Origin of the sequence: Emcibacter sp. (genome assembly GCF_963675455.1) — a bacterium.
In the GTDB taxonomy this organism is placed as follows: Bacteria; Pseudomonadota; Alphaproteobacteria; order Sphingomonadales; family Emcibacteraceae; genus Emcibacter.
The window spans coordinates 1,920,868-1,946,137 of the sequence record NZ_OY776217.1 but is presented as its reverse complement, the minus strand read 5'-3'; the positions used below and the strand labels follow the sequence as shown (position 1 = coordinate 1,946,137).

Here is a 25,270-nt window from a genome sequence, read left to right as displayed (position 1 = left end):
TCAGAGCCCCAGCAAAAATTCATAGAACGCATTCGATAAGTTTGTTCTGTCATATTTCAACGCCACGTTTCTGGCGTTCGAACTCAGAGCTTTTTTCTCCTCCACCGCCAGAGAATGATATTCCTTCAGAAGTCTTGCAAGTTCTTCATCATTACCCGGCTCAAACAGATAGCCGTTAAATCTGTGACTGACATAATCGGGAATAGCCCCACTTCTTGATGCTATCACAGGCTTACCACAGGCCATTGCTTCAATTGCAACGTTACCAAAACTCTCCTGGTAAAGTGTGGGGAAAACCAAGACATCGAACGAATTATAATATTCGGGCAGTTCCTTATTCGGAATTGCGCCCACTAATATACATCTACTTGACAAGTTGTATCGCTTCAGGAGTGCCTCACTCTCTTCCATAAAAGGGCCTGCACCAACCAGAATAGCCTTAAAAGGAATATCCAGTTCTGAAAGCGCCTTTAACAGAACGGGCACCCCCTTCATTTGATCTATTCGCCCCACATAGCCGATTGTGAAATCCTCATTTTTCCTGTCCTCCGGAAAAAATCTCTGACTGTCTATCCCTCCACTCGGGTAAGTATAGACACGGTTGACCTCTATGCACTTTGACAACTCCTTTTCAAAGAAAGCGGAAGGCACAACAACAAGATCCGCCCTGCCGCACGCCGCCAGCGTAATTCTTCTGAATATCCGGAAAAAAAAGGTTTCTTCCTTTTCCGGGACAAGGTCATGCCCGTGCAACCTTACAATAATCTTTGCCTTGCCCCTGCGTTTAAAGAAAAAGGGCAGGAACGAATGGGACGGGTAACTAATATGGACGAAATCAAAAGCATTAAGGTCGGTTTTGAAAATACGAAAATAAAAACGTAGATAAGCCGCAATTTTGCTAACGAGATTCCTGGCCCGGCCTTTGATCACGATTTTTTCGACATCACCGCCAGAAGACTTCAGCCCCTCCTCAATATTTACGACAAAAGCCCCAAATATCGGATCCCGCTCGCTCGGATACATGTTTGAAACAAGTAAAATCTTACGCCTTGCCATCAAAATACTCTTTCCCCCTTATCACGAAGAAGACTGAAAACGGAATCATAAACCCAAGCATGCCACTCATAAAGACATGTCCTGCGATACTGGACTGGAAAACCATCAAAATAAAAACAAGGCACACCAGTTTGTGCATGAAAGAGGTATTCTGGAACAAAGTCACAATTGATTTCAGAAAAATCATAAGAACGGGAACCCCGTACAGAAATGCTCCCACAAAACCGGATTTAACCAGCAAGTCCCCAAAATCCACTTCAACACCCTGGACATGCCCGGTGTGCCATTCCATAGCCTCCTTGGGAATCTGGTAACCGGCCCCCAGAATTTGCTGGAAGACCGGCATCTCATTAACAAATATGTCCTGCGCGGCCAACATATAACGGTCTCGTCCACTCAACAGGATTTTCCACACGGCCCCGTCATGATATTCGATCAAAAACTCCACCCTCTTGACAATGGTCAGAGAACTGAAATCCACAGTGATGATCAAAACAACCGCCAAAATCCCCACGAGTGCGACAAGAACGAGCTTTACCCCCAGCCGGCTTCTGGAAAACCCGTAAAGCAGACTGACCGCCAGGATGATCAGCAGTGACAATATTGAGGCCTTGGTCAGCAGAAGCATCGAAGCGTACAAGCAGAGCAAATAAATAAAGCTCCAGAAAATTTTTCCCTTGCCGTCAGCCCTGATGAACCTGTTGATCAGAAAAGGTGCACCGATGAGAAACGCCAAGGACACACTGTTCGCAGATCCGCTGATCAGGAATCCGGAACTTCCAAGCCCCCCATATGTCACATATTCATATTTCAGGAGATGCCCCACTACAATTGCAAATACATATACCAGAAGGGCGTTGAGCGCTATCGTCTCAGCTTTTAGATAGAGCAAGTGACCGGGATGTATAGTCAAGAGATAAATGGAAATGGTAATGATGAGAATTATTTTGAAGACGTAGGTCAGACCCAAAAATAAATTTCCAATACTCTGATGATTGAAAAAAGCGAAATATTCGCTCGCCAACAAAGCTGTTAACAGAACATACAAATACCAAAGGTTTTTATGTCCCTGCTCCCTGGAAAACAGCGACGCAAATACAGCTACCAAAATACCTGCCCGGATTACGATGCCGGGGATCAGGGTAGCTAATTTCTCCTGAGCCTCATAGCCTGAATATAACCCTAAGGCTTTGGCGAGAATTCCAACCGAAACATCAAAAAATGGTATAGAGATAAATAAAAAGAATATGCTCCAACTCAGCAATAGATAACGATCACTGCCATCCCAAGTCCTCACGGCGCTATTCGTTGATGCATGCCTCAATTTCATTCCACATCTCAGCCACCTGCTTTTTTAATTGCAAAGCGTGCTGCTCTATTTCTTTTTTGCAAGCCGAATAGTACTCCCTATCCTTTAACATATCAATTTGCTTTGCAAATTCAACATCGTTATCCAAGGTCAGAATTTTATCCGGAACCCCGAAATCCTCAAACAGCATTTCATACTTATGGCTCCAGCCAACTGCAAGACATGGCACGCTCTGTGACAAGCCGCTCACCAAACCATGAAACCTGGACCCGACCACCAACCGAAGGTCCCTGATGATTGTTTTCAAGACAACCGGATCATCTTCTGCAACGATTTCAAGCGGGGCGTCAATTTGTTCATTTATTTCCTCAGCTATCTTGACATCGCCAGCCTCATGAATCAGGAAAAACGGATTAAAACCTGCTTTTCTGAGTTCTTTGATAGCATTGTGCAAGTAGGGATAATATTTTTCACTATCCTTTCCTTTATCAAGCATTCTCACGTTCGGGATAATTGCCGTATCCCCGGGCATCTGCCTTGCAACGTTACTTTCCGGAACCAAACCTATTGTAATGTCGGGAGAAATTTTGACACGATCATTTACGGCTCCGATCTCATTCAAATGCTCGTAGGAAACCCTGTCCCGCGCATAGATCAGGTCTGCATGCTCCGCAATATATTGCATCGCCCGGACGGTTCTCGAATTACTGAAAGGACCAAAAGCCTGGGGCAAAAGAATATATTTTATCCCTCTCTTCTTTCGGCGCTCCATGTCCATGACCAACCTTTCGGCGCCAGCAGATCCCCACTGGTCACTGTAAAGAAAACCGGATGCATCCAAAACCAGTTGGATTTCCCTGTCCGTTACAAGGTCGTATTTTCGTCTGAGCCATGAGGGTACCAAACAAATCAAAGCATTTAAGACCTGGCCGGGCCACTGATAGGATTTGAAATAAGCCCAGGTTAACCTTTTTATCCCCATGTTCCTAGCCTGACTTGCAGAAAGCGCCCTGAAATCGGCCGCCAGCTCTGAAACATGATTGCCCTGGCCTTCCCCCCACTGCATGACAGTTCTCAGCAGCAGGTACGCGCCTTTGTTGTTGCAACCAACCCCCTTCACCTCAGTGTACTTCATTTATTATAGCTCCGAAGATATTCGATTTCTTTTTTGGTCGAGAATGGCACCAGCCCCGTCGGATCCGGATATCCCACAGCAATGGTTGTAATCACCCTTTCATCGTCTTCGAGATTAAGCAACTTGCTCATTCTCTTGTTTTTTTTCGGATGATCTCCCCAATTGATAATACAGGAAGCTAGCCCTAACGTCTCGAGGCAAAATACAAAGGCCATAACGGCAAGAGAGCTGTCAATGTAGATCGCATGTCTGTCATAGCTTTTCACATAAGAGCGTAACTTACCCGTGACCACAATATAGACCGGCATATTGTGATTAAAACCACCGGCGCCGCCCGGGATAACGCTTGCCTTAGCTATCAATTCCGGATCATCGAGCACCCTGAAACTATATGACTGCCGATTACAGGCTGTTGGGGAGAGTGCTGCTGCGGCAAAGGCCTGGTCAAGAAGTGTACGGGGAACCGGCTTTTGCAGGAACCATCTGACTGAACGTCGATATCTGCAAAGATCAAGAAATTGTTCATAGGTGATAGTTGGGCCCTTCTTCCTTAGAAAGGGAGCTCTCTTTATCGCGTCTTTTTTATCAACCGGATGCTGCCGAAACTTTTCATAAGCCGCCTGAACCGAAACGTTATCCTCAATATTGACCACAGAAAAATATTCGTTCAAAACATCATGGGCCCAGAAAATTTCCTCATTTGGCTCGTCGAGACTGGTCAGCAGAGCACGGTATAAATCTACTGTTTCATTTATAAAATCGACTGCAAAAACATCTCTCCGGGGCCTCATAACCAGACCTTTCTCCAATCGGTGAGTATTCCGACGCAGCAAGGCATGTGTATGCTTAACCAATTTCAGCCCCGTGTAATATTTTACTATGCCATTCTGCAATGCATAAAACTCGTCTCCAAACCCCCCAGGCTTGAGACAATACCTAACCCGGGATAAAAACCTCGACCTATGGACAAGAAAGGCAACTTTTCTATCAAACAGTTCCAGCCATGACCATATTTTTCTTTTGCTGTCTTCACTAAGGCTGGATTTAATAAAGTTTAAGAACGAAGCCATATAATCAATTTCCAATATTTTATTGTAGCACCAGTATAATTCCAGTTTCAGCGTAGAATATTATCTCAAAAGAACGTCATATCAATGGAGGAAAGGCATTTCAGAACTTGAAAAGAATTGTCTTTCTCCAACGCCACACTTTCAAAATATTCAACAAGGCATTGGTCATCATAATCCTGGGTTGCCGGCCTTTAGGTATGAGGAAAAGAGAGAAATAGGAAGCCAGCGCATAGGAGAAAACCGTTGCATAAGCAGCCCCAAGACCGCCGTATTCAGGTATAAGCACAAAGTTCAATGCGACGTTTACCATAGCTCCTGCGCCATGTGTTATTATTGAATAAATGGTTAAATTTTCGATGATTAGCCAGCGACTGAGAACTGTCCTCATAAAAATAAATACTCCAGCCCATACGTGAACAGCAAGAATAAAGGACGCTTCCACGAATTCCTTTCCATAGAGCAAATTTATTATAATATTCGAACAGACACTCGTAATAACCGCAATTAAAAAACCACACAACGCCATAAAATTATAGAGAATCTGTAGTTTTTTATCGTAACCGGCTTGATCATTCTTACTCTTGATAAGATATGGAAATGCCGAAGAAATTATCAGCCAAGGTAAAAAATACCAAAGTTCTGAAATTTGAGCAGCCGCAGCGTAAATTCCAACGGAAAAGTCATCAGCCATTTCCCCGATCATTATCTGATCAAGCTTCATATAAACAGCCGCTGTTGCTCCTGATAACAGCAATGGCCACGATTTCTTTAACAGATATGAGGCATGATGTGAGGAAAATCGGCAGGCGAGAATGCTATCTCCTGCACTCCGATGATAAAAATATATGAGCGCAACAGCAATAATGAAAAAACTGGATGCTTTTAACGAAACAAAGTAATCTCCAGGTAACCCTGCCCATATACCGTAAATAGTACAGGTCACAAATGCAGCCAAGCTAATCAGCTTTGCAAAAACTACATATTTGGACTCTGTTCTGGACTGAAAAAAACTATCCAAAACATCAAAGGGTTTGGCAAAAAGAATTGAAGCTGCAATTAATGTCCAGAAGAAATGCCTGTCGTAATCCGGACGCAAAACATTCAGCATGATCAAAACGGTGAGAAATGCTATCATGCCACCAATAAATTGCAAAATGATCGCAGTACCAAGCGTCTTTCTGATGAGTGCAGCACGAGAGACAAGCCTATGTATTACCACGCCGTTCAAACCCATTTGGCCTAAAGGCAGAAAGAGCATTACAAAGGATATCGCATAATTATAAACACCGAAATCACTTGGCCCCAAATAACGGGCCAGCCACACTGTAGTAAAGAAAAGAAAAAATAACTGCGCCCCCTTTTCCAAGAATAGCCACAAAAAATTATATACTATTTTCAGAATGGCTTGATCCTGAAATCTATTCGCAATCATCTAAACCCTTCAACAAATATATTTTTTCTTCAGAATCTCTACAATCTGACGGGATGATGTCCCATCCCCAAAGGGGTTTCGTGCCTGAGTGAATTTAGTGTACTCAGCGGCATCATCCAGAAGATGCTGGACTCCTCCGGCAATGCTATCCACCGCATTTCCGACCAGCCGCACCGTACCTGCCTCGACGGCTTCCGGCCTTTCGGTATGCTCGCGCATCAACAAAACGGGTTTTCCCAGCGATGGCGCCTCTTCCTGAATACCCCCTGAATCCGTAAGAATAATATGTGCTTTCATCATGAGATAAACAAAATCCAGATAATCAAGCGGTTTCAGCAAATGGACATTCCTGACCCCTTCCAGTAATTCCAGAACCGGCGTCTTGATATTTGGGTTAAGATGAACCGGATAAACGATTTCCACATCGGGATTGTTCAGGGCGATTTGTTTAAGGGCAAGACAGATATTCTTGATACCCTGACCGAAATTCTCCCGCCGATGCCCGGTTACCAAGATCAGCCTCCCCTTATTAAGGAAGGTGTATTCGGCCAGAATTTTTTGCTTAAGCCCCTCATCACCGGCAAGTTTTTCCTTAACCTGCAGAATGCTATCGATAACCGTGTTACCGACAACATATATATTATCCGGAGAGACATTTTCCCTTAGCAAATTTTCCTTAGCCACATCTGTCGGCGCGAAATGATCCGTTGCCAAAACTGCCGTTAACTGTCGATTGCCTTCCTCAGGCCAGGGTGAATAGATATTGCCCGTCCGCAACCCCGCTTCAACATGCCCGACTTTTATCTTGTTAAAATATCCGGTCAGAGCTCCACAGAAGGACGTTAAAGTATCGCCATGAACCAATATCAGATCAGGGGAAAAGTCCTGAACCGGTCCTGCCATTCTCGCTACTGTTTTAGCGTGGGTCTCCGCCAGGTTCTGGTTGGGGGACATAACATCCAGATCAAAATCCGCCCTGATATCAAAAAAGCTCAGTATCTGGTCCAGCATTTCCCGGTGCTGCCCTGTGGAACAAAGTTTGTGTTCAATTTCACAAGTTCGGCTAAGTTCCTTAACTAAAGGAGCCATTTTAATGGCTTCCGGCCTAGTACCCAAAACTGTCAAAATTTTCATTCGCTTGTCTTTTTCGTATCGGGAAAGATGATAATCTGCATAAATGCCAGCAACATCCCAAAGAATATACCAAAAAATATTCCCATGAGGATAAGCAATATTTTATTCGGCTTTACTGGCCGCTCCGGAGATATGGCCGGGTCTATAACGTGAAAAACATAATTATTTGATGTCGAAACAAGCATTTTGCGCTTCATCTCCTCATTGATAAGGCCAATAAGCTCCTGCTTGATCCGAACATTTTTTTCCATAGCGAGCTTTTGCTCAAGGAAATTGAGTGACGATGTTGTTTCCTCGTCTTCAATTTCTTTGATTTTCTGATCCACGCTGGCAACTAATCTATTGGTGATATCGGCCAACTGATCTGCGGTATTCCATTGCACTGCTATTTCAATGATCGGCTCATCCGAGAATTCGCGGATATCGATATGTTTTTTCCGCCAGTTCTTCATAAACTCCTGAAAAAAAGTCTCTTTGCTCTTATTTATTATCTCGAGCTGCTTCTTTTCCTCGTTCCAGTTTTCCGGAAAGAAAAACTTCTCACTTCCATTGGCCTCAATAAAGTTTTGCATAAATGTCCTGGATTGCAGCATAGATTTGGCCAGCATCACTTTTTTATCCTGCGTCGCGGAATTTCCCGACAGTCCCAAGCCCTCTAAAAACGCACTTGAAGTTTTTGACATTGAAGAGGTGAGATAACTTTTGGGAAGCACAAGAACTTTTGCTTCATATACAGGAGGCAATAAAAAAGCATATGCCATGGAGAGAGCAATACATACAAAAGGAACCAGAAAGAGGGTTTTCTTTTTATCCAAGAGCCGTTCAAGAACCTCACGAAATTCAATAGATTTTTCACTCATCCCCCGCTGAGCACTGAATCGGTTGAGAAATTCCCAGATCAAAGAAATGGGAATTGATGAAGAGTTAGCTTCCTCTGTTTTTCTCTCTTGTTCCTTACGATCCACAAATAAATTCCTATCAATATTCCTAGTTCTCAATTGGCCTTAGTACAATACAAGTCAACTCCATAAATTTTGACAGCTGATCCAGCCCGCCTTGCGCCAACAAATTAAAACCCAACCTCCCAAATGATACCCGCGCTGAAAAAGTTACTGTCTCTGTCAGCGATATCCAGCCCATCGCTATAATATCTCACACTGAGTTTCGGAGCCCCCATAGAGGTTTTGCCACCAGCATATGCCTCGAAAACGCTGATGTTCTTTTTAACTGCTGTAAGGCTGTGATTAGCTGAACTGTCGTCGTTCAATTCGATATTATGATATTTGATGCCATAATTCCATTGATGGGAAGACGTATATTCAGCGGAGAAAGCAATACTCCGACTGTCGCTATCGATGGTGTGTCCCAGAGAAACACCCTTAAATCTATATCCTGTTCGATAAATCGCATGCTCATAAATCAGATTTTTTCGCCGGTCGCCGAACAACCAGTATTCCGTCGAGGTCGTATCGGCATATTCCGCCGTGACGCGCCACTGGGCACCACTCTCACCCCAGGGACCGTAGGCCGTCGCCCCCAACAGACGAGCAAAACGTTTAGGCAGGAACAGCTTTCCAGCTTCATCTTCCGCCGTCGCCTCTGCATAAAACTTTAAAGTCGCGTCTTTGCCGATACCAAAGCTGTAAGCCATGTCAATTTGTGCCAGCTGGTTACCAGGCTCGGTCGGCTCCCCACGGTTATTGTCCAGATCCCCGCCGCCGATAAGCGCCCTTGCCCAGGTCTCCCCGTTACAGGGCCTGTCATCCCCACAAAGCTGCAGGGTCCGGCGAAGTCCTACCTCCCAGTTCTCCACCGGCTCGAAGGTCAGGCTCATCCCGGCGATCAGGGCATTGGGCACATACCTGTCTTCTTCCATCTTGGCCAAAAACAGCCTGAGTTGCCACGGCCCCATCCAGCTCAGCCATTTGGTCTGGAATGGCTGCGGTTCAGACCGCATGAAACCGATGGACGGCATGGGACGGGCATTGTTACTAAGCAGCAGAGTGCCTTCGCGGCCCGGTCCCCACCAACGGTCAATAGCACCGGCGTAAAGCTGCCAGTTCCCCAGTTCCTGGGCCAGGTAACTGCCGTCCAGATGGGCGTAATCCTCGCCATTACCGTTCCGGTAGCCACCGGAGATATTCACCGTCGTGCTCTCGCCATTATACTGCAGGGAAGCTGAACTATCGAAATCATTGCGGGCCGTCGCCTCGAACCCGCGGACGATTTCCGGCTCGGTGGTCGCCTGCAGACGCACAGATCCCTGCCATTCGCCGGGCATTTTTTCCTTCACCCGCAGCAACGCCATGCGCACATAACCGGGCAGTTCCATTTCATCGGCCCGGTGAAGATTGCGGGTAATATGTTTCCAGGTCATCGGCCAGGTGCCGACCGGACCGGTGATCAGGTCATACCTGGCCAGTAATTCCACATCATTGCGCAGTTGCATATCCCCGACCTCGGCAAAAGGCGCAGCCTGTGAAAAACTATTTACAGAACAAGAACTTACGACAATTACTACCAGGAAGACAATTAAATGCATTTGGTATCCGACCCCAGATTATTTCTTTTTTGACTATAGTCTTTTAGACCAGGAGAACAAGTTTCACAAGCATGGTTAATGTTATTTTGCAATACCCTTGCCGACCCCGTGATAGATAAAACCTTCCTCACCGGGATTTGCCTTGGCATAGATATTCCTGAGGTCGATCAGAAGTGGCGCTTTCAGAAGGGTTTTCACCCGCTTCAGATCCAGGGCGCGGAATTCATTCCACTCGGTCACGATCACCAGGGCATCGGCCTTTTCCATCGCCTCATACGGTCCTCTGGCATACTGAACATCCGTCAGGTAGTTGCGGGCTTCCGCCATGGCCGCGGGGTCATAGGCATGAACCTCGGCACCATGCTGCTGCAGCACCGGGATAATATCCAGGGCCGGGCTTTCCCGCATATCGTCCGTGTTCGGCTTGAAAGCCAGTCCCAGGATGGCAATTTTCTTGCCGGCCACCGATCCACCGCAGGCGTCAATGATCCGGTCGGCCATTTTCAGTTTCCGCGCCCGGTTCACATTGACTACCGCCTCGACAATCTTCAGCGGCACATCATTCAGTTCCCCGGTCCTGAGCAGGGCCAGCGTGTCCTTGGGAAAACAGCTGCCGCCATACCCGGGACCTGCATGGAGGAATTTGGGGCCAATCCGTTTGTCCAGCCCCATGCCCCGGGCCACATCCTGCACATCCGCGCCCAGCACTTCGCAAAGGTCGGCAACCTCGTTAATGAAACTGATCTTGGTGGCCAGAAAGGCATTGGAAGCATATTTAATCAGCTCGGAGGTCTCCCGGGCTGTATTCACGATCGGCGTTTCATTGAGGTACAGCGGCCGGTACAGATCGCGCATAATTTCCTGTGCCCGCTCGCTGTCGGTGCCGATCACGATCCGGTTGGGCCGCATGAAGTCCTCTATCGCTGCCCCTTCGCGCAAGAACTCAGGATTGGACGCCACATCGAACTCCACCTCCGGCCTTATCTCCCGGATCAGTTTTTCGATCTCCCGTCCGGTGCCGACCGGTACCGTCGATTTGGTCACGACAACCGTATAACCCTCCAGCAGCCGGGCAATTTCCTCGGCTGCCGCATAGACATAGGACAGGTCGGCATGGCCGTCGCCACGACGGCTCGGCGTCCCCACCGCAATAAACACGGCATCGGATCCGGGCACCGCCTCCGCCAGGTCAGTGGTGAAATGCAGGCGCTTCTCACGGACATTCTTTTCCACAAGCTGATCCAGGCCGGGTTCATAGATCGGAATTTCCCCAGCCTTAAGTCGTTCGATCTTGTCCGCATCCTTGTCCACACAGATAATTTCATGCCCGAATTCAGAGAAACATGTCCCTGAGACAAGGCCGACATATCCGGTTCCTACCACTGTTACACGCATCTTTTTCTTCCGTCTTAAAGTGTCTTGTCTTTGATAAAATCCATCAGGCCGTCCCGAAGGTCGTCCCGCTCCAGGCCAAAGGCCAAATTAGCCATGAGAAACCCGAGTTTGTCACCGCAATCAAAGCGCCGCCCCTCGAACCTTAAACCATAGAAATTTTGAGGCCGGAGCATCCTGGCCATGGCATCCGTGACCTGAATCTCCCCGCCTGCGCCTCTTTCCTTTTTGGACAAATGACCGAATATTTCCGGCAACAGAATGTAACGGCCAATGATCGACAGGGTCGAGGGCGCCTGGTCCGGATGGGGTTTTTCCACCAGTCCCCGGATTTCTACCAGATTGTCCATTTCCTCCCCCGGCGACAGGATACCATAGCGATTGGTTTGTTCTCGCGGCACTTCCATGACCGAGACGATATTGGCGCCGGTTTTCTCATAGGCGTCAACCATCTGCTTCAGACAGGGCACGTCCGCCTGTACAAGATCATCCGGCAGGATCACGGCGAAGGGATTATCTCCGACAATATAACGGGCACACCAGATGGCATGACCGAGACCCAGCGGCGCCATCTGCCGGGTAAAGCTGTAATTGCCCTCAGGCGGCAGAGCGGCCAGCAACGCGTCGAGCGCTTCATCCTTGCCGCGGCTCCTCAGCAGATCCTGCAGTTCATAGGAATGGTCAAAATGATCCTCGATCAGGCCCTTGCCGCGGCCGGTAACAAAGATAATTTCCTCGATGCCGGCAGCATGTGCTTCTTCCACCGCATATTGAATCAGTGGTTTATCCACCACAGTCAGCATTTCCTTGGGCATGACCTTGGTGGCGGGTAAAAACCGGGTCCCCAGTCCGGCGACCGGAAAAACAGCTTTTTTAACTGGTTTGTTCATTCCTGTACGATCTCTCTTCAACTTGCACGTCCGGATCAGTTCATCCGGCGCCCCCATTCCATATATTGCCGGGTCAGGACCTTGCCTTCCTCGACCGCAGGCTGGTCGAAGGCATTCACGTCAAACAAATGGGCGCCAATGATAGTCTCCAGCATGAAATGCATGATCAGGCCGCCCATGCTGTATTCATCCAGCTTCTCGAGCTTGATCTGCCGCACCGGCTTGTTATGACGGCTGAGGGCCTCCATGGTCGCCCGGGCTTCCGCCGCCACCAGATCCCCGACAGTACGGCCGGACATGTAACCAAGCTCCGGGTCGGACGCCAGCTTGTCATCAATCACCGGGCCCTTGCCGTTCATATTGGTGGTGATGAAAGTGAAAAACTTGTCGTTCGGGCCGTCCAGATAGAGCTGCAACTGGCTGTGCTGGTCCACCGGCCCCAGCGCCCGCACCGGCGTAGTGCCCTTGCCGGCCTTGCCGACGCTTTCCGACCATAGCTGCTGATGCCAGCGGGCCAGCGTATCCAGCCGGCATTCATAGGGCATCAGCACATTGATATTCATGCCCTCTTCCGCACAATGATAAATGGTTGCGGCCCCGACGGCTGCCGGAATATTCTCAATTTCCTCGGTTTCCAGGCACTGCAGAAGAATCTCCCGCGCCCCGCGGCGGGTTTCCCGAATATCGAGCCCGGCTATAGCCGACGGCAGAAGCCCGACAACAGACAGGGCCGAATAACGCCCGCCGATATCCTTTGCATGATCAAAAATCGGCAACCGCCAGCGATTGGCGAAACGACGCAGGATATTATCGCCCGGTTCCACAATCACCGTGAAATACTCCGACAGTTGCCTGCCGTTTTTCACCCGCTCCAGCATGGATTTCACCGCCGACAGACAGGCCATCATCTGGGCCAGGGTTTCCGCCGTACCGCCGGACTTGGAGATGATCAGAAAGTGGGTTGAAGCAAGGTCCAGCTCCGACAGCAGGGCATCCATGGTATAGGGACCCAGATTGTCCGGGAAATGCATGCGAGGATACTGGTTGTTATGGGAAAAACGATTTTCCTTGAGCGCCACCAGGGCATGAGCGCCGAGGCTCGACCCGCCGGTGCCCAGCACAACTACGTCATTACGGCCGTAACGGATAGTCGCCGCCAGACACTCAATGGCCGGCAAATCCTCCGCATGATCAAGGGGCCGGAGAAAACCGTAAAGCGCATTTTCCTGTCTCTGTGTCCGTAAAAGATCAATCGGCTCAGCTGCCTTTCTGAAGACGGGAGCGAGATCCCGGTCTTCCTGACCTCTTATTTCCTGACTGTATGACATCTGCACCTTTCGGCTGTCCTGACATTTACCGTGGGCCTGCCTTCCGGAGGGAATGCGTTAACGCCCTGTTCCCCTTATAAATAGCCTCAATTATTTCAGGTTGGTGATTGTCCCGTGGAGTTTTTATGACAGGCCCGGATGTAACGGTTAGAAAGCCACCCGCCAGCCCAGTTCAATGTCAAAACGATCCTTTTTCAGATCCGGCGTATCGGGCTGATCGGTCATGTAACGGGTTTCCACCGCCAGTTGCCCGATCGCCGTCGGCAGGCGGCCGGACAATTCGAAGATATCCAGTTTCTTGGCACTGAGGCTGACGGGGTTATATCCGGCATCGTCCCGGTTCAGATGAGCATTATGCCAGGCCAGAGAAGCGTCCCAACCCTCCCCGCCGTAGATTTCGGACCGCAGGGAAAACAGCCTGACATCATTGTCCAGACTGTGACCGAGGGACCGCCCCTCATAGCGAAAACCATTGCGATAAATACTGTGATTATAAAAGACGTTGAAATCCCGCTTGCCGGTAATGATCTTGAATTTGGCGCTGGTGTCCGAATATTCGCCCGTCAGACGCCACTGCAAGCCATCCTCCCCCAGCCCGCCATAAAGGGAGGCACCCCAGAGAGTGGCAAATTTCACCGGCAGATACTGGCCCTCATCCTCGCCGGTAAACTCGAAATAGCTATTCAGGTGGATATCCTTCGCCACCGCAAAGCTGTAGGAAAAATCGAAGCCGCCGAGCTGGTTGCCGGGTTCATTCAGGGTGCCGGTATTATCCGCCGGCCCGCCGAACAGGGCGTCGGTCCAGGTGTTAAAGCCGCAGGGTCGCCCCTCGCCGCAAACCTGGAGCGCCCGCATGGCGCCCAGTTCCATATTCTCTATAGGGGAAATTTTGACCCGGATGCCCAGCACCAGCGGATGGGCAATATACCGGTCCTCCTCCATGCGCGCCAGAAACACCCGCAAATCCCAGGGACCGAGCCAGCTCAGCCATTTGCTCTCAAAAGCTTTCGGCTCACTGCGCATCAGGCCGATGGACGGCATCGGCCGGGCATTATTGCTGAGCATCAGGGCGCTTTCCCGCCCTGTGCTCCACCAGCGGTCGATGGTGCCCACATAAAACTGGAAGGTGCCAAACTCCTTGGCGAAATAGCTGCCGTCCAGCGGCACTTTGTCCGTCACATCTCCACTGTCACTGTAGCGATAGCCGATTGCCCCCTTGGCCGAGATCGTATCACCGTGCAATTCCATCGTCACCGTTGCATCCACATCGGACCGAGCGCTGTCACCGAACCCACGCAGCAACGCCGGACTATTGGTGCCCCGCATCGTCAAGCTGGCATTGAATTCCCGGGGCTGCTTTGCCCGCACCCGCCTCAGGGCCATACGCACATAAGCCGGTAATTCCAAATCGTCTGCCCGATGCAGCTGGGACGTAATCTGCCGCCAGGTCAGCGGCCAGGTCATGACCGGACCGGAAATAAGACCATATCCGGCCAGCACCTCCACATCATTGCGCAGCTGCATATCCCCGGCCCCGGCAAAAGGGGAGGCCTTTGCGGGAAGTGCTGAAAACAAAAGAACAACCAGTATCAAGAGAACCCTGAACAATTTTTCACCCCGTGTTATTGTGCGAAAGGCACTGGATTAATGTCTTTGTAATCATTAGGCTCTATATGTTTCAGTAATGATACAACGGCTGTAACAGACTGATCTAAATGAGGAATGTATGAAAATCCTGGTTACCGGCGGAACCGGTTATATTGGCAGCCACACGGTTCTTGAACTGCTTCTGGCGGGTCATGAGGTCACCGTGATCGACAACCTGTGTAATTCATCCCCTGAATCCTTAAGCCGGGTGCAGAATATCACCGGCCGCAATGACGTCACCTTCCAGGAACTGGATATCCGCGATCGGGACGGACTGGACAGGCTGTTTTCGGAAAATGATTTCGATGCGGTCATTCATTTCGCCGGCCTCAAGGCTGTGGGAGAATCCGTCACCAAACCTCTGGAATATTATGAAAATAATGTCGGCGGCACCGTGACCTTGTGTCAGGCCATGCAGGAAGCGGGTGTCAAAACCCTGGTCTTCAGCTCCTCCGCCACCGTTTACGGCGACCCGGCCAGCGTGCCGATCCGGGAGGATTTCCCCACCGGCGGTACCACCAATCCCTACGGCACCTCGAAACTGATGATTGAACAGATCCTTGAGGACTTCCACCAGGCAGACACGGACTGGAACATCGCCCGCCTCCGCTATTTCAACCCGGTCGGCGCCCATGAGAGCGGCCGGATCGGCGAAGATCCCAACGATATACCCAACAACCTGATGCCCTATATCACCCAGGTGGCGGTCGGCAAGCTCAGGGAACTGTCCATCTTCGGCAACGATTACCCGACAAAGGACGGCACCGGCGTGCGCGACTTTATCCATGTGGTGGATTTGGCCAAAGGCCATTTGAAGGCATTGGACCGGCTTTTACAGAACCCCGGCCTTGTGACCTATAACCTGGGCACCGGCACCGGTTATAGCGTGCTGGACATGGTGCACGCTTTTGAGCGGGTCAACGGGGTGAAAATTCCCTATAAGTTCACCGCCCGGCGCGAAGGCGATATCGCCGAATGCTACGCGGATCCCTCCCTCGCCCAAAAGGAACTGGGCTGGCAGGCGGAAAAAACGCTGGACGATATGGTCCGGGATGCCTGGACCTGGCAATCAAAAAACCCGGACGGTTACACATAAAAAAAGCGGCCCGAAAGCCGCTTTTTCTTTAATCTGTATTTTGAGGATCAGCCCTCGATCTGGTCGGCGAACTGGCCCTTGGGCCGCCAGTGCACCAGATAGGACGGGATAACGGCCTCGACCGGCGTACCGGTCATGCCGAGGCTTGCGAGCCCCTCTGCCCCGTCGCTGACCACATTATCCTTCTGCAGCAGGCGAAGCTGATCGAGTGTGACCGGCGCACCGGGCAACATTCCCAGGAAAAAGCCCATGACCCAGGCGGCAGGTGCCGGCACATCGATGAGCGGAATATCGTTCATGGTTTCGGTGCAGGTGAGCTCCAGTATTTCCCGCATTGAATAGATTTTCGGGCCGCCGAGCTCAAGGGTCTTGCCGGCCAGCGCATCGTCATTCAGGGCCCGGATAATCACCTCGGCCACATCGCCCACATAGATCGGCTGGAATTTTGTCTCGCCGAAAAACACCGGCATCACCGGGAATGTGCTGGCCATAGCGGCAAAGCGGTTGAAGAACTGGTCGTCAGTCCCGAAAATCACGCTCGGTCGCAGGATGGTGGCGGTGGGGAAATAATGTTTTACAGCTTCCTCGCCCTTGGCCTTGCTGCTGGCATAATGGCTGTCGGAGTCGGCGTCAGCACCAAGCGCCGACATATGCACCAGCTTTTTCACCCCGGCTTCGGCGGCATATTTGGCGACAATGGCGGCGCCGATGGCCTGGATTTTGTTGAATTTCTGTTTGCCGGACTCTTGCAGAATACCGACCAGATTGACCACCGCATCGGAACCCTGGATCGCCGCCCGGACCGATTTCTCATCGCGCAGGTTGGCCTGGACCACCTGCACCTGCCCCACATCGCCCAAAGGCTTCACATGGGTGGCGCTGTTGGGATGGCGCACCGCCACCCGCACACGTACGCCGGTTTTCGCCAGATGCTGGACAAGGGTGGAACCCACGAATCCGCCACCCCCGAAAATAGTAACAAGACGATCAGCCATTTTGGTCTCCAGAAAAGTCTTTATCAAGCCCGGGGCGAAACTTCATTTACCGCCTCATCCCGCGAAAAAATATCACAGTCTTTTAGACTTTAACCGGGTCTCTCGTCCAGTCCAATTTAAATTTTTCACATTGCCCTTGACATTCCTTTTGCCAAGTCGTAATTCCTGCACACCAACCCGTGCCCAGATGGCGGAATTGGTAGACGCGCTAGCTTCAGGTGCTAGTGTCTGTATAGACGTGGAGGTTCGAGTCCTCTTCTGGGCACCATTCTCTTTATCCTTTTTCCATGCTATTTTTGAAAAAACCTTGCTTTTCAGTGCTTTATTGCGCTCTGAACCACTACTTTTAGTTGTGTTTCTGTGCTATTTTCTGCTATTATTACGCACGATTTACGTACAGATTGCGTACACTCAGGAGAAAGCTATGGCATCTATCCGGAAAGTCCGCGGAAAATGGTACGCTGAGGTCAGAATTAAAGGCAGATACGCCAGCAAGATTTTCCCCTCCAAGATGGAGGCCAAGAGCTGGTCTCTAGAGAAAGAACATGAGTTTGGCCGGAGCGAAACTGTAGTTCGGGGAAAAACCCTTGGGGACGCCTTTAAGCGATATGCTCGCGAAATATCCCCTGAAAAGAAAGGCTCCAGATGGGAAACCATCAGACTGGAAAAGTTCGGTCGCGACGAAATCGCGGACAAACTGCTGACACTTCTTAATTTGGATGACATTGAATGCTGGATTAAACGCTCCAGCGAAACCCTGGCCCCAGGCTCAGTACGCAGGGAAATGACCCTGCTGAAGTCAGTTTGCGCTCAATGCATCAGGTGGAAATGGCTGCCAAAAAATCCGTGCCATGGCGTAAGGCTTCCTCCCCCGCCACCCGGCCGGGATCGACGCATCTCCAACGAAGAGGTTGAGAAGATACTTACTCACCTCGACTTCTCGATTGAGAAAAAGGTTTCAAAACTGAAACATGAAGTAGCCGTAGCATTTCTCATTGCCCTTGAAACAGCAATGAGGAAGGGAGAGCTCTGGTCTTTGACGTGGGAAGATGTGTATCTCGAACGTCGCTTTGTGCATTTACCGGTCACCAAGAACGGAAGCAAACGGGACGTGCCCTTGTCTGCTCGAGCGATCGAATTGTTCCGGCTGCTTGGCCCAGACAACGATGGTTGTGTTTTCAAAGGAAGCAAAGCATCCTCCGATCCAATCTTTCGCCGAGCAGTAAAAAAAGCGGGCATCGAAAACCTGACGTTTCATGATAGCCGACACGAAGCCCTGACGCGACTATCAAAAAAGATTGATGTCCTCGACTTGGCGAGAATGGTTGGTCACAAAGACCTCAAGTCTCTTATGATTTACTATAATGCCACTGCTGAGGAAATTGCCAGATTACTCTAGCGCTAGCAGTGCTTAGGCAAACTTTTTGGGCAGCTCCGGCGTCCACTCACCAGGTGGACTTAGTGGCAACGAGGCAGGCACAAAGGCTCGGACCTTCTCTCCCACCGTCAACACACTCACGTATCAGCTTTGGGGCTTTCGCTTCACGTTGCTTGCCTCAAACCTAAAATAAGCTCACCCATTATTTTACCTTAATTCATTATCCTAAAATAATAGGCCTAAAATTTAAAAGTAAGCAGTTTCCCCCAAAGATCCATGAGATTCTGCCGCATCTTTCCCTGCCTTTTACTTTTCCTTGTCTTTCGAGCTTATGCCGGAACCTGTCGTCCCTCAAGGGACCGGGTTGCTCGGTTCCCTCACTGTCCGCACCACACCCTTGATCTCCTCCTGAACCCGGCGGGGGTATGGGGAAACAGCCGCCGGGACTGTTTCCCCACCATCTGTGATGGTCCCCCTTCGCCCCTCGAAAGGTAAAGCGCAGTCCAATGGGGATTGTGTCATTACAGGAGTGAAGACCATGACCAACATCGATATCTATCAGACCGTCACCGACAGAATTGTGGAAGCCCTGGAGCATGGCAGCATCAGCTGCAGTCTACCCTGGAACAGTGGCCTATCCCTGCCCGTGAACGCCCATACCGGGAACCATTACCAGGGGATCAATATTCTCAACCTATGGGCGGAAGCTTATCTCAGAGGATTTAGTTCTCCCTGCTGGGGCACTTTCAAGCAGTGGAAACAACAGGGCGCCAAGATCAAGAAAGGCAGCAAATCGTCCTTTGTCATTTTCTACAAAGCCTTTGAGCGGGAAGAGGACAAAATGATCAACGGAGAAGTCGTTCCCGGAGAGACGGAACTTGTCACCCGACATTTTGCCCGGGCCAGTCGTGTCTTTAATGCCGACCAGGTAGCGAACTGGGACGGAGCAGAAAGTGAAAAAGACCCGGAAGAAGATAATGCCCCCTGCCCGGTTACTGACCTGGACGAGGTAGAGCAGTTCATCGCCGGCACAGAGGCTCATATTTCTCATGGCGGAAATCGAGCTTACTACTCCCCTACTCTGGACCGGATCTTTGTTCCGTCCCGGGATCTATTCACGGAGACGGAATACAGCAGCGCCACAGAAGGATATTACAGCACGATCCTGCATGAGCTTACCCACTGGAGCGGGGCGGAGCATCGCCTAAACCGGGATAAGGGAGAAAAGTTCGGAGATCAAAAATACGCCTTTGAAGAACTTATTGCCGAACTGGGAGCGGCTTTCCTGTGCAGCAGACTATCAGTTACCCCCCAACCAAGGCTGGATCATGCCGCCTATATTCAGTCCTGGCTGATGGCCCTTAGGAACGACAAGAAAGCCGTTTTCAGGGCAGCAAAGGAGGCTCAGAAGGCCGTTAATTATCTTCGCGTTTTATCAGCGGAACGTGTAACCCGCCAATCCTTGTTTTAATTAACATACGGGAATTTGTCGGCCCCGCGTTTCGCGGGGCCTACTCACTCAAGTTCTCGGGAGTTGTCGAAAAGGATATTATCAAATCGATACGTAACAAGAGGGAACAAAATGCTACCAGGATTTCGATGAAACCTATATTCAGATCTTCTATCACTTGGAAAAGTCTGTCATCACGCTATTTAAGACATTATCGGCATAAATAACAAATTTTCTTGTATTAGCGTGACGCATTAATTCTAGCATAAACAATGCGTTAGAAAAAATGTTGCGGTAATATCAATAAGTTGATACTAATCATACATGCTGGAAATATCTAAAGACGACATACTAAAAAGCCTGAAACGTGACAACCCATGGTGGGGCGAATCTTACAATCACCAAGGAAAGCGTTACGCTAAAAAACGCGCATATTTTAACCCATTCGCGAAAACTGCACTAGATTGGTCTGTCAAACGCTCAACCATCCTCATGGGACCGCGTCGTGTTGGTAAGACAGTTATTCTGCGACAGCTTATTGATGAAGCCATACAAAAAGGTTTTCCCGGAACAAACATATTATTTGTATCAGTGGATACCCCTCTTTATAGCGGAATTGCACTTGAGCGCCTACTCACACTTTTCGAAGAAGAAACTGGTCACAACGGCCAGAGGCGGCGGATTGTAATCTTTGATGAAATTCAGTATTTAAAAGACTGGGAAGTTCACCTGAAAGTGCTGACTGACCAGCATACTAATACCCGCTTTATTGCTTCCGGGTCCGCAGCTGCAGCTCTTAAACTCAAAAGCCAGGAATCTGGTGCCGGTCGGTTTACAGACTTCTTCCTGCCTCCTCTTACCTTCGCAGAATTTCTTACGTTCCGGAACCTTGAGAAGGAATTAATAGAAGTTAGCCACGCTGGCACTTCTATGCGTTTCACAACACATAATATTGATCGATTGAATGAAGAATTTATCAATTATCTGAATTTTGGAGGATATCCAGAAGCAGTCTTGAACGAGACGATTCAAGCTGATGTGCAGCAATATCTTGGGCGAGATATTATTGATAAAGTGCTGCTTCGTGACTTACCAAGTTTGTATGGCATTCAAGACATTCAAGAACTCAACCGCCTGTTTACGACAATTGCCTATCATACAGGGCAAGAAATTAGTTTGGATGGTCTGGCAAAAAGTTCCGGTGTGGCAAAAAACACCATCACCAAATATCTTGATTATCTCGAAGCTGCTTTTCTCATCGTTCGTGTCAGACGCGTAGACGATACAGGAAAAACCTTCCAACGGATGAGACATTTTAAGGTTTATCTAACAAATCCATCAATGAGATCTGCGCTTTTTTCCGCTATCGGCGATCAGGATAATTACATGGGGGCAATGGCGGAAACGGCCATATTCAGTCAGTGGTTTCACTCTGATCTCATGAAGAACATTCATTACGCTCGCTGGAAGCAAGGGCGACAAGAGTTAGAAGTTGACCTCGTCCGTGTCGACCCAGCACGACTGAAACCTACCTGGGCTTATGAAATAAAATGGTCTGACCGCTTCGCAGACGACCAACCTGGAGAGTTACGCGGTTTAATTGAACTTGCCAAGCGTAACAAGGATATCAATCTTCCGTTAGGCGCAACAACGAAAACCATAACACGTGAAACAGTAATTGACGATATTACTATTCGCCACTTCCCTTGTGCTTTACATTGTTATCAGATCGGCAAAAATCTAGCTGAGGGCAGGGCTCCATAGTCTTTAAAGCTGGTCAACTAGTCTCATCAAGTAAACGGCATCTGAATTATGAACTATTCCCTATCAGATCAGCAAGTTTATAAGTTTTATACAAAAACCACTTTGTAATAGGAACTTGCCTTCAAAAGTAGATAACCCATTATCGGCAGGGACAGCTTGATATAGATGAATCTACTGGAGATTCCAAGACCTCTATCGAGGACCTGACCCACCTTCCTCATGAAAGCAAGATATTGCGTGAGAAGCGGAAATCCCCAAAATCTCTAACGCTTTATTCGCGCATCTTATGCATCAATCCGCATAAAGTCATTTTATGACTTATATCGCATAAAATAAAATTATGTGCCAATCCCGATATTGACATTTTATGAGAATTAGACCATATTACGAAGCATGACAGATCTTGCTCGCACACCAAAACAAATCGGCAACCTCATCCGACGCACTCGCAAACAGCGGGGATGGAGCCAGACCCATCTTGGGGGCGAGACCGGCCTGCGGCAGGAAACCATCTCCCTCATTGAAAGAGGCAATCCTGCAACAAAGCTGGAAACGATCCTCACCGTTCTGGCGGCGCTTGACCTGGAATTTCAGATCGCACCCCGTTCGAAGGGACAGCCCTCTGACATTGAGGAGTTGTTCTGATGGGGCGCCGTCGCCAGTACGCTCCACTAAGGGTCTATCTGAACAATAAACTCGTCGGCTACCTAAACAAAGAGCCAGGCGGTGCCATCTCTTTTCGTTATGACGAGACTTGGCTGAACTGGAAACCGGTCTTTCCTGTATCGCTGTCCCTTCCCCTACGAGAGGACGCCTATCGAGGTGAACCCGTCGCTGCCGTGTTCGAAAACCTCCTGCCTGACTCCGATGCTTTACGACGGCGGGTCGCCGAAAAAGTCGGCGCACGGGGAACGGACGCCTACAGCCTCCTCAGTTCAATCGGCCATGATTGTGTCGGCGCACTTCAGTTTATCGCCGATGATATAGAGCTTGACTTGGACAGCACTAAAATTGAAGGCGAAACAGTCAACGATGCAAAAATAGAAAAAATTCTCTGTAATCTTGCTCAAGCACCCTTGGGACTTGACCGCGACGATGAGTTTCGCATTTCAGTAGCCGGCGCGCAGGAAAAAACGGCCCTGCTTCACCACAAGGGGCGATGGCTCAAACCACATGGCACGACACCAACGACACATTTGTTCAAAACACAAATTGGTCAATTGCCAAACGGAATTGACCTCTCGAACAGCGTAGAGAATGAATTCTATTGTCTGAAACTGTTCGAGGCCTTTGACCTTCCCGTCAACAAATCAGAAATTCTCACGTTTGGTGAAACCAAGGCGCTTGTCATCGAGCGGTTCGACCGGCAATGGACGAAGGACGGACGCCTGCTCCGCCTGCCTCAGGAAGATTGTTGCCAAGCGCTTTCGATCCCGCCATCCCAGAAATATCAGAGCAACGGCGGCCCCGGCATTGTCGATATCCTGAAATTCCTGAAAGGTAGCGACAGTCCATCAGAGGATCAGGCACTGTTTCTCAAGGCGCAAATTCTATTCTGGCTCATTGGCGCCACAGACGGCCATGCAAAAAATTTCAGCGTTTTCCTGAGACCAGGCGGTAGTTTTTCTCTGACACCTCTTTATGATGTGCTCACAGCACAACCAAGCCTTGACGCTCATCAGATCGAGCGAAAACAGATGCGGCTCGCGATGTCAGTGGGCAATAACAATCACTACCGCATTCAGGAAATTCACGCCCGGCATTTTGTACAAACCGGTGAAAAAGTGGGCTTGCCCAAAAAACTTGTACGTTCGGCGATTGAAGAAATCTCCGACACCGCAGTCAAAGCAATATCAAAATTGGAAAGCAACCTGCCCAGCGACTTCCCCGAACATATTATTAAATCAGTCAGAAGCGCGACTGAGATCAGGCTCCGCAACCTTACCCTACCGGAACTCTGACCCAGCTGAAAGAGCCTCCGGGTCTGGCTTTCGCGGCTTCTAGTTGCGGGGCATGAACTATTTTGGCGCGGGGCGTGGGGAAGTTGCAGAATACCTCGGATTATCGAGAAGTGTGAGGCGTGAGGTTGAGAAGCCTGTGCAAGATAAAAAGAACCGTGTTTTTATTTCGAGAGGATCCTGTTTGAAAAAGACTTTTTACGGGGCATAAGGGTATTTTTTTACCCCTCCGCGCGCACCAGTCTGAAGGTACAGCGTCATAGCCCCAAAACGCCCCGCGAAGACTGCAAATGACAGACAGCCGCAACACAGAGGACGCAACCAATAACGCCCAGTATATGATATTTGAAATCTATAAAGATTGGGCGTAACCAGCCCTTTACACCCCTCAATAATATTGATTGAATATATGATTCATTATGCTACCTTAAGGAAGTCACCGTAAGGTGATGGCGTTTGATAGCGTCTGTACACAAGTCGGCCCACTCCCGATAATGAGTGGATTTTATCCAGGGAAGTCGCTATAGACCCCCCTATGGTGACTACTGTCCGGATATGAGTTTTTCTCATGTCGGGGGTGGTGCTGGAATAGAATACTCTTCGGAGGAATACAGCCCACACGACTTGTGCGTGCTATCAAGCCCCCGGCGCCAGGGACACATTCTGGCGCCTCTTTAAAGGAGGCTCAAGCATGCTGGATTCAGATCCTTTCGACATTGATACCATGTCTGCCCTACGTGAGCTGACGGGTGATCCATCCCCACGATCCAAACTCCCTCGCGCGCCCAAGGACCCTCCATCCTATTCCACCCGGGAATTCAAAAGCTTTGAAGCGGCCTGTTACAAAAGCCTGTACCCCACCACGTCACCGGAACAGTTTTGCGATCGGCTGGCCAGCATTCTGGAGAAGCTGGGGTTTCCCAATTTCTCATTGACGGCAGTGTCCCCTCACCCCCGCCTCCTGCTTCATAGTATGCCCGATAGCCTTCAGAACACCTATGCGCAAGGGAATTATGATCGGGTAGATTATGCCATTTCCTATGCCAACAGCTCACGACATCCGATCCTGCGATCCCGGATCGAGGACTATTTTTCGGCCGCACCTCTGCAGACCCGGGAGATGGCCCGGAACCAGGATTTGTCCATCCTGTATAAGAGCCACGGTTTTTATGAATTCTATCTGATCCCCATCGTAACCGGAGGGGAGCGATATCTGTTCAGCATCACATCAGAGGATATTGCCCCGGATTTTTTGAAGAAACTCCGCAAGCATCCGGAAGCGATCCAGCTTGTGGCCGAGATTTCCGTGAGCTTCGGACAGCGGAAGTTTCCGCAACATTTTCGGGCAATTGGGCTAAATAAGAAGGCCGAGTTGCATGTGCAGCCGTTGACCGTCATCAGTCGGATGGCGGAGGAAGACCTTCCCATCCAGCAAATAGCTCATGCACAGGACCGAAGTGTTCACACCGTCAACCAGCATCTTTCCAAAGCGCGTAAAGCCCTGAACAGCAGAACCACTCACGGTGCTATTTATAAGGCCATTCAGGAAGGTCTGATCCCCTGCCCCTGCAGCAGATGTCTTGAAGAAAAGGACACGCCAAACCAATCCTATGATTCGCAACAAAGCAACATTTAGCCCAATAAAACACCCCAGGAAAGCGCTCGGCATAATATGTTCGCACAATTTCCTGCCC

20 protein-coding genes and 1 tRNA gene are annotated in these 25,270 nt (G+C 49.6%); 8 read left to right on the top strand and 13 right to left on the bottom strand.

The features are described 5' to 3' along the window. From ACORNT_RS08970 to ACORNT_RS08915, 12 genes are all read right to left on the bottom strand, one after another. Positions 1-1,056: a glycosyltransferase family 4 protein gene (locus ACORNT_RS08970; protein WP_321389373.1), complete on the bottom strand. Its 1,056-nt coding sequence runs from the start codon at positions 1,054-1,056 to the stop codon at positions 1-3. Then, positions 1,043-2,386: an O-antigen ligase family protein gene (locus ACORNT_RS08965; RefSeq protein ID WP_321389370.1), complete on the bottom strand. Its 1,344-nt coding sequence runs from the start codon at positions 2,384-2,386 to the stop codon at positions 1,043-1,045. The genes ACORNT_RS08970 and ACORNT_RS08965 overlap by 14 nt, the downstream gene beginning before the upstream one ends. Continuing rightward, positions 2,358-3,500 (bottom strand): polysaccharide pyruvyl transferase family protein, encoded by a 1,143-nt coding sequence (locus ACORNT_RS08960; RefSeq protein ID WP_321389367.1) that lies wholly within the window; start codon positions 3,498-3,500, stop codon positions 2,358-2,360. The genes ACORNT_RS08965 and ACORNT_RS08960 overlap by 29 nt, the downstream gene beginning before the upstream one ends. After that, complete coding sequence (locus ACORNT_RS08955) at positions 3,497-4,570, bottom strand: nitroreductase family protein (RefSeq protein ID WP_321389364.1); 1,074 nt, start codon at positions 4,568-4,570, stop codon at positions 3,497-3,499. Before ACORNT_RS08955 ends, ACORNT_RS08960 begins: the two co-directional genes overlap by 4 nt. Before the next feature lie 100 nt (positions 4,571-4,670). Beyond that, a complete protein-coding gene (locus tag ACORNT_RS08950; protein WP_321389361.1) occupies positions 4,671-6,002 on the bottom strand; it encodes a flippase in 1,332 nt (443 codons plus the stop codon). Between the two features lie 9 nt (positions 6,003-6,011). After that, the gene (wecB, locus tag ACORNT_RS08945; RefSeq protein WP_420717489.1) at positions 6,012-7,136 is read right to left on the bottom strand and encodes a non-hydrolyzing UDP-N-acetylglucosamine 2-epimerase; all 1,125 of its coding nucleotides are present in this window, start codon (positions 7,134-7,136) and stop codon (positions 6,012-6,014) included. Further along, a complete protein-coding gene (locus ACORNT_RS08940; protein WP_321389357.1) occupies positions 7,133-8,101 on the bottom strand; it encodes a Wzz/FepE/Etk N-terminal domain-containing protein in 969 nt (322 codons plus the stop codon). Before ACORNT_RS08940 ends, wecB begins: the two co-directional genes overlap by 4 nt. A gap of 104 nt (positions 8,102-8,205) precedes the next feature. Then, positions 8,206-9,585: a capsule assembly Wzi family protein gene (locus ACORNT_RS08935; RefSeq protein ID WP_321389355.1), complete on the bottom strand. Its 1,380-nt coding sequence runs from the start codon at positions 9,583-9,585 to the stop codon at positions 8,206-8,208. A gap of 174 nt (positions 9,586-9,759) precedes the next feature. Further along, complete coding sequence (locus ACORNT_RS08930) at positions 9,760-11,073, bottom strand: UDP-glucose/GDP-mannose dehydrogenase family protein (RefSeq protein ID WP_321389353.1); 1,314 nt, start codon at positions 11,071-11,073, stop codon at positions 9,760-9,762. 14 nt (positions 11,074-11,087) lie between these two features. Next, positions 11,088-11,960 (bottom strand): UTP--glucose-1-phosphate uridylyltransferase GalU, encoded by an 873-nt coding sequence (galU, locus tag ACORNT_RS08925; RefSeq protein WP_321389351.1) that lies wholly within the window; start codon positions 11,958-11,960, stop codon positions 11,088-11,090. Between the two features lie 35 nt (positions 11,961-11,995). Continuing rightward, complete coding sequence (locus ACORNT_RS08920; RefSeq protein WP_321389346.1) at positions 11,996-13,288, bottom strand: hypothetical protein; 1,293 nt, start codon at positions 13,286-13,288, stop codon at positions 11,996-11,998. A gap of 147 nt (positions 13,289-13,435) precedes the next feature. Continuing rightward, positions 13,436-14,812, bottom strand: coding sequence for a capsule assembly Wzi family protein (locus tag ACORNT_RS08915; RefSeq protein ID WP_321389343.1), 1,377 nt, complete (start codon positions 14,810-14,812; stop codon positions 13,436-13,438). 202 nt (positions 14,813-15,014) lie between these two features. Here ACORNT_RS08915 and galE point away from each other — a divergent pair, with 202 nt between their 5' ends. Beyond that, complete coding sequence (gene galE / locus ACORNT_RS08910; RefSeq protein WP_321389341.1) at positions 15,015-16,031, top strand: UDP-glucose 4-epimerase GalE; 1,017 nt, start codon at positions 15,015-15,017, stop codon at positions 16,029-16,031. 47 nt (positions 16,032-16,078) lie between these two features. On the opposite strand, the gene ACORNT_RS08905 is transcribed toward galE, so the two are convergent. Next, the gene (locus ACORNT_RS08905) at positions 16,079-17,026 is read right to left on the bottom strand and encodes a complex I NDUFA9 subunit family protein (protein WP_321389338.1); all 948 of its coding nucleotides are present in this window, start codon (positions 17,024-17,026) and stop codon (positions 16,079-16,081) included. A gap of 181 nt (positions 17,027-17,207) precedes the next feature. On the opposite strand from ACORNT_RS08905, the gene ACORNT_RS08900 reads away from it, so the two are divergent. The 7 genes from ACORNT_RS08900 to ACORNT_RS08870 all read left to right on the top strand — a co-directional run bounded on the left by ACORNT_RS08900 (position 17,208) and on the right by ACORNT_RS08870 (position 25,212). Continuing rightward, a tRNA-Leu gene (locus ACORNT_RS08900) sits at positions 17,208-17,294 on the top strand. A 156-nt stretch (positions 17,295-17,450) separates the two neighbouring features. After that, on the top strand, positions 17,451-18,425 hold the full coding sequence (locus ACORNT_RS08895; RefSeq protein WP_321389336.1) for a site-specific integrase: 975 nt from the start codon (positions 17,451-17,453) through the stop codon (positions 18,423-18,425). Positions 18,426-18,942: 517 nt separating this feature from the next. Beyond that, on the top strand, positions 18,943-19,875 hold the full coding sequence (locus tag ACORNT_RS08890) for an ArdC family protein (protein ID WP_321389332.1): 933 nt from the start codon (positions 18,943-18,945) through the stop codon (positions 19,873-19,875). Between the two features lie 303 nt (positions 19,876-20,178). Further along, positions 20,179-21,618: an ATP-binding protein gene (locus ACORNT_RS08885; RefSeq protein WP_321389330.1), complete on the top strand. Its 1,440-nt coding sequence runs from the start codon at positions 20,179-20,181 to the stop codon at positions 21,616-21,618. A gap of 393 nt (positions 21,619-22,011) precedes the next feature. Next, positions 22,012-22,263 carry a helix-turn-helix transcriptional regulator gene (locus tag ACORNT_RS08880; RefSeq protein WP_321389327.1) on the top strand — a complete coding sequence of 84 codons (252 nt, stop codon included), beginning with the start codon at positions 22,012-22,014 and terminating at the stop codon, positions 22,261-22,263. Beyond that, positions 22,263-23,579 (top strand): type II toxin-antitoxin system HipA family toxin, encoded by a 1,317-nt coding sequence (locus tag ACORNT_RS08875; protein ID WP_321389325.1) that lies wholly within the window; start codon positions 22,263-22,265, stop codon positions 23,577-23,579. The genes ACORNT_RS08880 and ACORNT_RS08875 overlap by 1 nt, the downstream gene beginning before the upstream one ends. Positions 23,580-24,267: 688 nt before the next feature. Continuing rightward, positions 24,268-25,212, top strand: a complete 945-nt coding sequence (locus ACORNT_RS08870) for a helix-turn-helix transcriptional regulator (protein WP_321389321.1) — start codon at positions 24,268-24,270, stop codon at positions 25,210-25,212. Positions 25,213-25,270 lie beyond the last annotated feature (58 nt).